Annotated in this window: 12 protein-coding genes; 8 read left to right on the top strand and 4 right to left on the bottom strand. The window is 39.7% G+C overall.

Going from position 1 to position 13,152, the window contains the following annotated elements; all coding sequences use genetic code 11:
* The first annotated feature begins 26 nt into the window (after positions 1–26).
* A complete protein-coding gene (locus QT16_RS18015) occupies positions 27–401 on the top strand; it encodes a hypothetical protein (RefSeq protein WP_039489852.1) in 375 nt (124 codons plus the stop codon).
* Here the strand turns inward: QT16_RS18015 and fghA are convergent.
* Both fghA and QT16_RS18005 read right to left on the bottom strand, forming a co-directional pair.
* Positions 355–1,197, bottom strand: coding sequence for an S-formylglutathione hydrolase (fghA, locus tag QT16_RS18010; protein ID WP_039489851.1), 843 nt, complete (start codon positions 1,195–1,197; stop codon positions 355–357). The genes QT16_RS18015 and fghA overlap by 47 nt on opposite strands.
* Before the next feature lie 72 nt (positions 1,198–1,269).
* On the bottom strand, positions 1,270–2,391 hold the full coding sequence (locus QT16_RS18005) for an S-(hydroxymethyl)glutathione dehydrogenase/class III alcohol dehydrogenase (protein WP_002960732.1): 1,122 nt from the start codon (positions 2,389–2,391) through the stop codon (positions 1,270–1,272).
* 134 nt (positions 2,392–2,525) lie between these two features.
* Between QT16_RS18005 and QT16_RS18000 the strand changes: the two genes are divergently transcribed.
* The 7 genes from QT16_RS18000 (at position 2,526) to hflX (ending at position 10,552) form a co-directional block, all read left to right on the top strand.
* Positions 2,526–3,398 carry a LysR substrate-binding domain-containing protein gene (locus tag QT16_RS18000; RefSeq protein ID WP_188085199.1) on the top strand — a complete coding sequence of 291 codons (873 nt, stop codon included), beginning with the start codon at positions 2,526–2,528 and terminating at the stop codon, positions 3,396–3,398.
* Between the two features lie 147 nt (positions 3,399–3,545).
* Positions 3,546–4,763, top strand: coding sequence for a lipoprotein-releasing ABC transporter permease subunit (locus QT16_RS17995; protein WP_039490161.1), 1,218 nt, complete (start codon positions 3,546–3,548; stop codon positions 4,761–4,763).
* A complete protein-coding gene (gene lolD / locus QT16_RS17990) occupies positions 4,756–5,454 on the top strand; it encodes a lipoprotein-releasing ABC transporter ATP-binding protein LolD (RefSeq protein WP_033029411.1) in 699 nt (232 codons plus the stop codon). Before QT16_RS17995 ends, lolD begins: the two co-directional genes overlap by 8 nt.
* The gene (locus QT16_RS17985; protein WP_039489845.1) at positions 5,444–6,688 is read left to right on the top strand and encodes a lipoprotein-releasing ABC transporter permease subunit; all 1,245 of its coding nucleotides are present in this window, start codon (positions 5,444–5,446) and stop codon (positions 6,686–6,688) included. Before lolD ends, QT16_RS17985 begins: the two co-directional genes overlap by 11 nt.
* A gap of 117 nt (positions 6,689–6,805) precedes the next feature.
* A complete protein-coding gene (locus tag QT16_RS17980) occupies positions 6,806–7,279 on the top strand; it encodes a YehS family protein (protein ID WP_002960721.1) in 474 nt (157 codons plus the stop codon).
* A 373-nt stretch (positions 7,280–7,652) separates the two neighbouring features.
* Positions 7,653–9,005 carry an NADP-specific glutamate dehydrogenase gene (gdhA, locus tag QT16_RS17975; RefSeq protein WP_039489842.1) on the top strand — a complete coding sequence of 451 codons (1,353 nt, stop codon included), beginning with the start codon at positions 7,653–7,655 and terminating at the stop codon, positions 9,003–9,005.
* 197 nt (positions 9,006–9,202) lie between these two features.
* Positions 9,203–10,552 (top strand): GTPase HflX, encoded by a 1,350-nt coding sequence (gene hflX / locus QT16_RS17970; RefSeq protein WP_039489839.1) that lies wholly within the window; start codon positions 9,203–9,205, stop codon positions 10,550–10,552.
* Between the two features lie 142 nt (positions 10,553–10,694).
* On the opposite strand, the gene QT16_RS17965 is transcribed toward hflX, so the two are convergent.
* Both QT16_RS17965 and QT16_RS17960 read right to left on the bottom strand, forming a co-directional pair.
* Positions 10,695–12,428: an AMP-binding protein gene (locus QT16_RS17965; protein ID WP_039489835.1), complete on the bottom strand. Its 1,734-nt coding sequence runs from the start codon at positions 12,426–12,428 to the stop codon at positions 10,695–10,697.
* A 185-nt stretch (positions 12,429–12,613) separates the two neighbouring features.
* Positions 12,614–13,060: a DUF3010 family protein gene (locus QT16_RS17960; RefSeq protein WP_002960715.1), complete on the bottom strand. Its 447-nt coding sequence runs from the start codon at positions 13,058–13,060 to the stop codon at positions 12,614–12,616.
* Between the last annotated feature and the right edge of the window lie 92 nt (positions 13,061–13,152).

Raw genomic sequence — 13,152 nt, 5'->3', positions numbered from 1 at the left:
AGGTAATATTTTGTTTAGGATGAATGATGAAAACAATTATTGTACTTTTGTTTTTTTATTGCCTTTCTGGCTGTACAGTTGCGGGCGCTATTATTGATGGGCAAGCACAATCTCAGGCGCGTAATGATAAAAATAGTATTAGCCCGGCGCAGTCAAAACCTTATAAAAACCCACTAGAGCCAGTACCTACAGATAAAAACGGATTTAACTTTACTGATATGGGATTAAAGATAGATTCGGCTCTTGTTAGCCTAGTTAAAGGGGAAAGCACTACTACGCAAGTATGTAGGCAGGTCACTAAAAGTCTAAAAGAGTGTGTAGAGGTAGAAAAGTCATCTCTACACACTAATGAGTCTAAGCAGTTAAAAACTGATGATGAAATAATAAGTGTTGGTCAATAAAGCTGCTTATAAAAAAGTAGCTATGGTCGTAGCCCGCTTGCATTTCAAGTGTAAGCGGGTAGCCTTTTTTATCTGCAATAGCGACTAGGTTTTCTGGCTTAAGTTGCTCTTGTAAAAAACCATCGGCATCACCTTGACTCACTAACATGGGTAAGTAATTAGCTTGCTCTGCGTTTTTCATCAGCTCGCAGCTATCATATTGCGCCCAAAGCGCTTTATCATTTCCTAAATAACCAGTAAATGCTTTTACACCCCAAGGGCATTCAATCGGATTTACAATAGGGCTAAAAGCCGAGGCACTTACAAACGCAGTCGGGTTTTTAAGTGCGACCATTAATGCACCGTGCCCGCCCATAGAGTGACCACTAATTGCTTTTGTACTTGTTACCGGAAAATGTTGTTCTATCAATGCTGGTAATTCCCTAACAACATAATCGTACATATTAAAATGGGTGTTGTAAGGAGCTTGCGTGGCATTTACGTAAAAGCCTGCGCCTTGTGCAAAGTCGTAGCTGTCTTCATTGGGTACGTTTTCGCCACGCGGGCTGGTGTCAGGCGCTACAATAGCAATGCCCAGCTCTGCTGCTTTGTTAAATGCACCGGCTTTTTGCATAAAATTTTCGTCGGTACAGGTTAATCCCGATAACCAATAAAGTACCGGTACTTTATTTGCTTCACTTGCGCCAGGTGGTAAAAATACGGCAAAGCGCATAGTGCAATGTGTACTTTGCGAGCTGTGAGTATATTGCTTATGCCAACCGCCAGACACTTTTACACTTGAGATATTTTCTAACATACTTAATCCTTAAAAGCCGTAAACTTAAAAGTATTACGGCTTATTAATAAGCTATTTTACGAATGCAGTTTATTAGTAATGAATGACTGTACGAATACTTTTGCCTTCATGCATTAAATCAAACGCTTCGTTAATATCTTCAAGGCTCATTGTGTGAGTAATAAAGTCGCTAAGAGCAAATTCACCTGCCATGTAACGCTCAACAATTTCAGGAAGTTGTGAACGGCCTTTAACGCCACCAAATGCACTACCACGCCATACACGCCCAGTTACCAGCTGAAACGGACGGGTTGATATTTCTTGGCCTGCACCTGCCACACCAATAATTACTGACTCACCCCAACCTTTGTGGCAACACTCAAGCGCTGAGCGCATTACGTCAACATTACCGATACATTCAAACGAGTAGTCAACGCCGCCATCTGTCATTTCAACAATAACTTCTTGAATTGGCTTATCGAAATCTTTTGGATTAATTAAATCAGTTGCACCTAGTTTTGTAGCTAAATCGAATTTAGTGGTGTTTATATCAACACCAATAATACGACCTGCACCAGCCATTTTTGCGCCAATAATCGCAGACAAACCAATACCGCCTAAACCGAATATAGCAACAGTGTCGCCAGGTTTTACTTTAGCTGTGTTGGTAACTGCGCCCATACCTGTTGTCACACCACAGCCTAGTAAGCAAATCTCTTCTAGTGATGCTTCTTTATTTACTTTAGCAAGTGAAATTTCTGGCAATACAGTGTACTCAGAGAACGTTGATGTCCCCATGTAGTGATAAATTGGTTGGCCATCTTTAAAAAAGCGTGTAGTGCCGTCTGGCATTAGGCCTTTACCTTGTGTTTCGCGCACGGCTGAACACAGGTTAGTTTTACCTGAAGTACACATTTTACATACGCCACATTCTGCAGTGTATAAAGGAATAACATGATCCCCAACTTCAACACTCGTTACGCCTTCGCCAACAGCATAGACAACACCAGCGCCTTCGTGACCTAAAATAGCAGGAAATATGCCTTCAGGATCTTGGCCTGATAATGTAAATGCATCGGTGTGACATACACCTGTAGCGGTAATTTTTACCATTACTTCGCCTTTTTTAGGCATCATCACATCAACTTCTTCAACACTAAGTGGTTGATTAGGACCCCAAGCAATGGCGGCTTTTGATTTAATAAATTCAGACATGTGTTTTATTTCCTTTAACTGGCTATTTAAAAATAATTGTAGACCCAATTTGCTTGGGTGATGTGCTTATTGTATTTGTTTCTCAAATAATGATAATCTCAATTTTATTAAAACACTTTTACAGTATGGTAATAATGGCGCGTTGGGATGGAATAGATGAGTTTATAGCGGTGGGGGAGGAGGGCAGCTTTACTGCGGCTGCAAAAACGCTTGGGCTTTCGGTTGCGCATATTAGCCGCCATGTTACGGCGCTTGAGAAACGTTTAAATACCCAGCTTTTAACCCGTACTACTCGTAAAGTGGTTTTAACTAAAGAAGGCGAAGTGTATTTACATCAAATAAAGCACTTACAACACGCTATGGACGAGGCAACTCAAGGTCTTGCTCAACAACAAAGTACACCTAAAGGTAAAATAAAGCTCACAGCACCCGTTATGTACGGAGAGAGTTTTATTATGCCCATAGTGCATAATTTTATGAAGGATCATCCTGAGGTCGAAGTTGTTGCCACACTAAGTAACGAGCAAGAAAACTTATTAGAGGGCGGATTTGATTTAGCCATAAGGTTAGGGCATTTAAAAGATTCGAGCTTAAAAGCGCGTAGGTTAAGTGCGCGGCGTTTTATTATGTGCGCGGCACCACAGTATTTAGCGCGATTTGGTGAGCCGCATACTTTAGGCGAGCTAAACAGCCATGAATGTTTAATTGGGAATAGTAGCTATTGGCGCGTAAACGAAAATGGGCGCGATAAACACATTAAAATAGCGGGGCGGCTACAGTGTAATAGTGGTTGGGCGCTGGTGGATGGCGCAAAAAAGGGGCTTGGTATTGTACAGCTCCCAGACTACTACATTGAAAACGAAATTAACTCAGGGCAATTGGTGCCTATTTTAACACCCTATCAACCACAGCAAGAAGGGGTATGGGGCGTATATCCACCAAGGCAGTTTGTGGCCACTAATGTACGGGTATTGCTCGATTATTTAGTTAAAGGGCTGAAAGCTTAACAGCGAATTAATGGTTAAGCATGTATTGCTGTAAATATAGCCAAGTATCAGATTTTTAAATTATTTCTTACATTTTACGCCATACCCAAAGGCACTTTTTTCGTGCTACTATTGCTCAATACTTTTACGATAAGTGTTAAAAATAATATGTTTCAACCGGTTAGCTTATTTATAGGGCTTAGATATAGTCGCTCATCTAAAGGAAATGCGTTTATATCGTTTATTTCGTTTTTTTCTATTGCCGGTATCGCTATTGGTTTAATGGCATTATTTACGGTAAGCAGTGTAATGAACGGGTTTGAAAATAGCCTCAAAACCAATATGCTCGGACTTATTCCGCATGTTGAAGTTAGCGCAGGTAAACACACTGCCACCCAAATGAACACCCTAAAAACCGACCTCGAACAATCTCCTTATGTTGATCATGTAAGCTTATATCGCCACGGTGAAGCTATTTTGCAAACTAATAAAGACTTGCACGGCGTTTTACTACAAGGCCTTTATAACGATAGTGGTTCTTTGTATAAAATTACCGATAAAATAGTGCAAGGCGATTGGAAAACTGTATTAAACAAAAATTACAACATTGCTATAAGTCGTTATTTGAGTCGTAAATTAGGCGTTAGCGTGGGTGATAAGCTTCGCGTTATTATGCCTAATGCTTCAACGTATACACCTCTTGGGCGAGTACCCAGCCAGCGTTTATTTAAAGTTGCCGCAATATACGAAACCGGATCTGAGATAGATATGGCACTTGCGTTTACAAGTGGCGCTTCACTACAACGGGTATTAAAGCTGGATAAAAACACTGCCCCAAATTTAAGTGTTTCATTGCACGAACCTTTCGAACTAGATGAGTTTATTGAAGCAAGCCAGCGTATTTTACAAGATCATAATTATAGTGATTGGCGCAGTACCCAAGGTACTCTATTTGCAGCCGTTGCTATGGAAAAGCGCATTATGTCTATGTTGCTTGCCCTCATTGTATTGGTGGCTGTATTTAATATTGTATCGGCATTAACCATGATGGTAAGCGAAAAACAAGGTGAAGTGGCCATACTACAAACGTTAGGTTTAACACCTTCGCAAGTGCAAAAAGTGTTTATGGTGCAAGGCTTATATAACGGCGTAATTGGTACCGCAATAGGCGCATTTTTAGGTGTAATATTTAGTTTATATATAAATGAGCTACTTGCATTAGTGGGCTTAAACTTATTGGCGGGTATAGAGCTTCCGGTAAAATTTGATATTTTGAGTTTAGTAATAATAGCGTTTGCCAGTATTGCTATGAGCTTTTTAGCTACCTTATATCCTGCGCGTAAAGCCGCAAAAGTAAAACCAGCAGAGGTATTACGTTATGAATGATTTAGTAATTAGTTGTGAAAATTTAAGTAAAGTTTATCAAGATGGCAGCAACCAAGTTGAAGTATTAAAAGGCGTTGATTTAGCGCTGCAGCAAGGTGAAATGCTCGCTATTGTGGGGAGTTCTGGCTCTGGTAAAAGTACGCTTTTACACATACTTGGCACATTAGATACCGCAAGCTCAGGTAGCGCTAAAATTAGAAACCAAGAAGTTGCAAAACTTTCGCGAACAGAGCAAGCCGCATTTAGAAACCAAAACTTGGGCTTTATCTATCAATTTCATCATTTATTAATGGAGTTTAGCGCAGTTGAAAACGTAGCTATGCCATTATTAATTAAAGGCTTGAGTGCAAAAGAAGCCAAAGCTCAAGCGCTCGATATGCTCGAAAAAGTAGGCCTTGCACATCGCAGTTCGCATAAACCGTCTGCGCTTTCTGGTGGAGAGCGCCAACGCGTGGCTATTGCCCGTGCACTGGTTACAAAACCTGCGCTTGTGCTTGCTGATGAACCAACCGGTAATTTAGATAAACAAAATGCGATTAAAATTTACGATTTAATTAATGAGCTTAACCAAAGCTTAAACACCAGTTTTGTGGTAGTTACACACGATTTAGAACTTGCCGATAAGCTAGGCAAAATAGCTTATTTAGACGATGGAAAACTAGCTATTAAAGAGTCGCAGCATGTTGCTTAGTGCATTTTTAAGTAAACGTTTTAGAGCCTATTCAGGCCACAAAGATGAAAAAAACGGCTTTGTTAGTTTTATCGCTAAAGCGTCGACTATTGGTATTTTATTAGGTGTCGCGGTTTTAATTGTGGCGCTGTCGGTAATTAATGGTTTTGAGCAGCAACTAGTACATAGATTGCTAAGTGTTGTGCCGCAGGTTGAATATGTAGCACCAAGTAGACCCATTGCAAATTGGTCGCAAAAGGTTGAGGATTTACAAACACAACCTCACGTAACAGGGGCTGCGCCATTTATTGCCGTTAACGGAATGGCGCAATATAAAAGCCAGCTAAAAGCGATAGAAATTCGAGGTGTTGAGCCATCGCTCGAGAGTAATGTATCGGCGGTAAACCAGTTTACCAGTGGTAAATTAGTGAGTCAGTTAGGCCTTGACGATGTAATTTTAGGTAAGCAAATAGTAAAACAGTTAGACGCCAAAGTAGGCGATAACATTACATTACTTATTCCGCAAATTAGTCAAAAAGGTCAATCATTATTAGCGCCTAAACGCGTAACACTTAACCTTGCAGGTGTTATAGAAATGGGCGGACCGATTGATAGTACCGCTGCATTTATACATCTTAACAAAGCACAGCAAACATTGGGTTACGATGAAACCCAAGTAACAGGGCTGCGTTTAAGTGTTGATGATGTGTTTTCGGCGCACCAAATAGCGCTAAAAGTAGGGCAAACTATTGACGACTACGTGTATATTTCTAGTTGGTTTAGAACCCAAGGTAGCCTTTATCAAGATATTCAAATGGTGCGTACCATTGTTTATATTGTGGTGTTTTTAATTATAGCGGTAGCCAGTTTTAATATTGTGTCCTCCTTGGTGATGGAAGTACGCGAAAAACAAGGCAATATCGCGATTTTAAAAACCATGGGCGCGAAAGACAGTACTATTTTAGCCACCTTTGTAATGCAAGGCTTAATGCAAGCATTTGTAGGCGTGGCACTAGGAACACTAATTGGTGTGGTATTAGCGCTTAATATAAGTGAGCTTTTTACGTGGATAAGCCAATTATTTGGAGCCAATCCACTTGAGGGCGTTTATTTTATAGAGTTTTTACCAAGTAAATTAGTACTTGAAGACATTGGTATTACAGTGATTGTTACGTTTGTGCTTGCGATACTTGCCACTATTTATCCTGCATGGCAAGCAACGCGCGTAGATCCTGCCAAGGTGCTTGGTAACTAGGTACAAGAAGCTCAGATAAAAATTAATAGGGTGGTATTAGTAAACCTGTTAAACTAGGTGCTTATTTAAAATTAAGCAATAACTGCTTGGTTGCTATACCTCACTTTGGGATTTACTTTGACTAATAACGATATTTTACGCCGCATTCGCTACACTTTTAACTTAACTGATACTGCTATGGTCAATGTTTTTGCATCAGCAGAGCATACGGTCACCAAAGAGCAAGTAATTGCATGGTTAACTAAAGAAGGTGAAGAGGCTTTTACCCCAATAAGTGATACTGAGTTTGCTAGCTTTTTAAATGGGTTTATTAATACCCAACGTGGCAAACGCGAAGGTGAGCAACCAGAGCCTGAGAAAAAGCTAAACAACAATATTATCTTTATGAAGCTACGTATTGCTTTAAATATGAAAGCAGAAGATGTTATAGCAACACTTGCACTTGTTGATTTTGATTTAAGTAAACATGAGTTAAGCGCATTTTCTCGAAAAGTAGATAACAAACATTACCGTGTTTGTAACGATCAAATATTACGTTTGTTTTTAACTGGCGTACAAAAGCAGCACCGCCCAGAAGAGTCTGCTGAGTAACTGGTTTTAGCTAATTAGCTTTTAGTTAGTGGGTTTTTTGCGAGCGCAATGCAGTATAAAACCCATTAATTGTTATATTTTCAAACAAACCCATACCTAACCTAATACTTCTAAAATTCCCTTTTGAAAATATAAAAATTCGCTTGGCACTGTTCTAATTTTAAACCTGTGAATTTAAATTCATCTTTAATAAATAAAAATCAAACTTCCAATCAAAAATAATTCACGCAGCTGGCGTTAAATATCTCAATTTTTCATGCTAAGGTAATAGTTAATTATATTAAATTAAGACCTTAAAGCATGAATCATAAACTTGATCACGTTTACTTTAACATCTGATAAATACTTTTATTATTAACACGGAAGAATAATTATGAATTATATCCATAGCACAATCGCACAATTAAAAAATAGTAGTCCTGCACAATGCGAGTTTTATCAAGCCGTTGAAGAAGTACTTGAATCACTCGAGCCTATCTTAGAAAACTCAGAAAAATACAAAAAAAATGCCATTATACAACGCTTAGTTGAACCCGAACGCCAAATTATGTTTAGAGTTCCTTGGGTTGATGACGAAGGCAATATTCAGGTCAATAAAGGCTACAGAATTGAGTTTAACTCTGCACTTGGCCCCTATAAAGGTGGCTTACGTTTTCACCCAAGTGTGAATGCCAGCATAATTAAATTTTTAGGGTTTGAGCAAATATTTAAAAATGCTTTAACAGGTTTACCAATCGGTGGTGGTAAAGGTGGGGCAAACTTTGATCCAAAAGGGCGCTCAGATGCTGAAATAATGCGTTTTTGCCAATCATTTATGAGTGAGCTCTATCGCCATATTGGCCCTACAACCGACGTACCCGCTGGAGACATTGGAGTAGGGGCGAGAGAAATAGGTTACTTGTTTGGTCAATATAAGCGTTTGACTGGGCGCTATGAAGGTGTTTTAACAGGTAAAAGCTTATTGTGGGGTGGATCGCTTGTACGAAAAGAAGCCACTGGATACGGCGCTGTTTATTTTGCTGACTATATGCTGCAAGCGCGCGGCGATAGCCTACAAGGTAAGCGCTGCTTGGTCTCGGGCGCAGGTAATGTTGCTATTTATGCAATGGAAAAGCTTTATCAAATGGGGGCAACACCAGTAAGTTGCAGCGACTCTCGTGGCACTGTGTATCATGAATCGGGTATAGATTTAAATCTTATTAAATGTTTGAAAGAGCAATCGCGTGATTGCTTGAGCGAATATAAACAAACTCACCCCGATGCTATTTATATTTCTGTAAATGACTACCCTAAAGATGGGCACGCTGTTTGGCGCTTTAATGCTGCCGCTGCTTTTCCGTGCGCCACACAAAATGAATTAACACAGGCGGATGCAAGCGCTTTATTATCCGGCGGTTGTTTATTAGTAAGTGAAGGCGCAAACATGCCTTCAACAAAAGAGGCTATTGATTGCTTTATTGCTGCAAAAATTGCGTATGGACCAGGTAAAGCGGCCAATGCCGGCGGCGTTGCAACAAGCCAATTAGAAATGGCACAAAATGCGAGTATGCAAAGTTGGACCTTTGAAGAAGTTGATGAAAAGCTAAAACAAATTATGAAAAATATATTTGTTACCGCCAACGATACCGCTACAGAATTTGCTGAGCCTGGAAATCTTTTATTAGGCGCTAACATTGCAGGCTTTAGGCGCGTCGCCGATGCAATGATTGAGCAGGGCGTCGTTTAATATTAAAGCTGAACATAAGGCTTTAATATAATGTGATTTTAAAACTAGCCATAAAATTGAGTATATTATGGTTAGTTTTAAATATTAACGCCATTAGTGAACTATAACCCTATAAAGCTGGGCTATAACAGCGTAGGATCAAGTTACTTTCGAATGAAAATTAGGTTTGCACTTTAGGTGCATTAAGACAAAAAATTATGCAACTAACTGCAAAACCATCACTTCCTAATGCGTTACTTATTTCTATTAGCACACCACAATTTAAAGGCGACGAAGCAACAGAGTCGCTTGCAGAGCTTGCTCGTTTGGTGACTACGTTAGGATTTAAAGTAGTAGGTACGCAATCGCAAAAGCAAAGCTCAACTCAAAAAGTTAATGTACTGGGCTCAGGTAAACTAGCTGAAATAGCCCACCTTACCGGTAATAAAGGGATGGTTGAAAACGAGCAAGAAGATGATTTACTTGATGAAGACCCTTTAACCGAAATATCCTCAGAAATCCCATCAGGCGAACTTGATTTTGCATGTGCTGATGTAGTGGTATTTGACTGCGATTTAACGCCTTCTCAACTACGTAATGTTGAGAACCAGCTAGGTGTAGAAGTATTTGACCGCACCGGTATTATCATTGAAATATTTAGTCGTCATGCGCGTACTAAAACTGCAAAATTACAAGTTGAAATAGCTCGCCTTAATTATGTAGCGCCACGACTGCGTGAAACATCAACAGGTGATAAAGAACGCCAAATGGGTAAAGGTGCGGGTGAAACCACACTTGAGCTTAATCGCCGTAAGGTGCGCGATCAGTTAGCAGAATTAAAGCGCGAACTTGTTAGTGTTCAAGATGTAATGATGGACAGACGTACGCAGCGCTCTGAGCTATTCTCAGTGGCTTTAATTGGTTATACCAATGCGGGCAAGTCATCAATGATGCGCGCAATTACAGGTAGTGATGTAGAAGGCGAAAACAAACTTTTTGCAACGCTAGATACCACTGTTCGCGCGCTGTATCCGATTACCCAGCCTCGTATATTGGTTTCAGATACGGTTGGTTTTATTAAAAAATTACCTCATGATTTGGTTGCTTCATTTCATTCAACGCTCGCTGAGGCACATGATGCGTCGTTATTGTTGTATGTTGTAGATGCTTCAGATCCTTCTTTTCGCTCACAACTTGAAGTAGTACATAAAGTACTGGCAGAAGTTGGAGTAGAAGGTAGCAAAAAACTATTAGTATTGAATAAGTCAGACCAATTAAGTACTGAGCAGCAGCAGTCGCTAATGGATGAATTTCCTGATGCGATGATGACCTCTACACGTAATCCAGATGATATTAGTAAACTGCACAAATACATTATTGGCATTGCTCAAGAGGACATGATTGAAGAAGAGATTGTTATACCGTACACAGCCAAAGGTATCGTGGGCGAAATCCGATCGAGTATGAGTGTTGTTAAAGAAGAATATGAATACAGCCATATTAAATTAACAGTGCGCTCGAGTGCGATTGATTTAGAACGTTTAAAAAAGAGAATGTTGAATTTATAATAAATTCAGTACATAAAAAGCACAGCCAATTGGCTGTGCTTTTTAGTATTAGTCCTAACATACGTAAATTTAACGCTGCTAGCTCTGAACATAGCTCTGAGATAAATTCCCTATCCAGAGCCTCAGTTACTTAAAGACGAAACTAGGAAAAAGCGTTGTCGCTTAGCTCTTCTTGCATTTGCTCGCGCATTTTAAATTTTTGCAGTTTACCTGTTACTGTCATTGGGTAGTTTTCTACAAAACGGATATGTCGTGGCATTTTAAAGTAGGCTAGTTTGTCTTTTAAAAACTCACGAATTGCTTGCTCATCAAGTACAGCATCTTCTTTTGGTTGGATCCAAGCGCACACTTCTTCGCCATACTTTTCATCGGTTATACCAAATATGGCAGCATCTTGAATGCCAGGGTAGGTGTAAAGTACTTCTTCTATTTCGCGCGGGTAAATGTTTTCGCCGCCGCGAATAATCATATCTTTAATACGGCCAACAATCGTGACAAACCCTTCTGTATCCATGACACCTAAATCGCCAGAGTGTAGCCAACCACTTTCATCTATTGTGGCTTTTGTTTTAGCATCGTCATTCCAATAGCAGCGCATTATGCCTGCGCCTTTACTACACACTTCGCCAGGTTGACCAATTTTTTGAATGTTACCCAGCTCGTCAATTATTTTAACCTCGGTATGGGCAAGTGCGCGGCCAACCGTTGTTACTTGCCGCTCTATTGAAGAGTCTGTTTCGGTAATATTGTTTATGGGGCTGCACTCCGTTTGCCCGTAAGCAATCAGTACTTGATGCATGTTCATTTGTGTTTGTACTTTGCGCATTACTTGCTCTGGGCATGTAGAGCCTGCCATTACACCCGTGCGTAAAGTACTTAGGTCATAATCGTTAAAATTACTCAGCTCAAGCTCACTAATAAACATAGTAGGTACACCGTGCAGCGCTGTACATCCTTCTTGTTGAACTACATCAAGCGTGGTTTTTGCATCGAACGAATCACTTGGGTAAATGGCTGCTGCACCTTTACTAACACACAATAAGCTACCCAATACCATTGCAAAGCAATGATATAACGGGATAGGGATACATAACTTGTCATCGCTCGTAAAGTGCATAGATTCGGCGACGAATAGCGCATTATTTAAAATGTTTTTATGAGTGAGCGTTGCGCCTTTTGGGTTACCTGTTGTGCCTGATGTAAATTGTATATTGATGTCTTGCTCAGCATTTAAGTTTGCACCTATTGCTTTTAATTCAAGCTCATGTGCTGATGTTGGCAAGTTAATAACATCATTAAAAGAGTGCATACCAGGAGATGCTTCATCGCCAATGCGGATTATATTTTTAAGAGTGGGCAGTGCTTTTAAATTAAGTGTGTCTTTATCGCAAGTTGCAAGTTCTGGAGCCAAACCATTGAGCATTTCTAAATAATCACTGCCTTTAAAGTTTGATGCTGTGATTAGAGTAGAGCATTCAACACTATTTAAGGCGTATTGTAATTCGTTAGGGCGATAGGCCGGGTTGATGCACACCATTATTGCGCCAATTTTTGCCGTTGCAAATTGGGTTAAGCACCACTCAATATTATTAGGAGACCAAATGCCAACACGCTCGCCTGGTTTCACGCCAAGGGCAAGTAACCCCATAGCAAGCTGATTAACTTCTTTTTGAAATTCTTTATACGTTAAGCGAATACCCTGGTGATGAACTACAACAGCTAACGCCTTTGGATTTTTGTCGACAATAAAGTCAAAGTACTCCCCGATAGTCGAATTTGTTAAAGGTGTGCTTTGTATACCTTTAAAGTAGCTTTGAGATAACGGCAAGTGATTTATTTGTTCTACTTCTTTTACCGCAATAGTGTGTGTGTGCATTGCTCTCTCCATGAAAATGTGTGTGAGTTATGTAAACTACAAAGTTAAAATAAACACATATTGTCGACAAAGAGAAGTGCAGTTAGACTAATGTATTATTAGATTAATAAAAGCTAATACTACTTTTTAGACACAAAAAAACGCGTCTTACAATGTAAGTACGCGTTTTTAAACGAGTAATGAGTTTACATTTCGTCGCTGCGGTATGTTTTTTTCATGATGTAAACGTAAGCGTTTACAAAAGCATTTTCTTGGTACTTTTTAAGGCCTGTTTCTTCAAAATCAATAGGGATGGGGTTGCGTTTTAACTGCTCTTTAACTTCAGTTGTAGTAAATAAACGTACATCTAAGTTGTCGATTAATTGAATTGCAGTTTCCATTTTAAAGCCTTTTGCACTGCCAGCAAATTTACCTTTAGGCTGACGCTCACGAATTGCAACAGAATCAATTTGGTAATCTTGCATTAGTTTTGCAAAATCGAATTGAAATTTACGCATTACTTCAGTGTCGTTACCGTTACCTAAGGTAAAGCGTGTTTGGCGCACATCGCGAATATCAAATACGTCATTATCTTTACTTAAAATACAAAGTAGTACATCACTACCGGTAATTTCTACACCACATGTTCTCATGTCTATTCTCTAAAATAACTTAATTACGCAGTATTATACGCAACGCACATTAAAATGCGAGTGTGGGTATAGTTGTAGGCGCGTAATTAATG

The sequence above is a fragment of the Pseudoalteromonas distincta genome (assembly GCF_000814675.1).
In the GTDB taxonomy this organism is placed as follows: domain Bacteria; phylum Pseudomonadota; class Gammaproteobacteria; order Enterobacterales; family Alteromonadaceae; genus Pseudoalteromonas; species Pseudoalteromonas distincta.
Note: the sequence above shows the minus strand (reverse complement) of the source record. Positions and strands in the feature narration are given on the sequence as shown.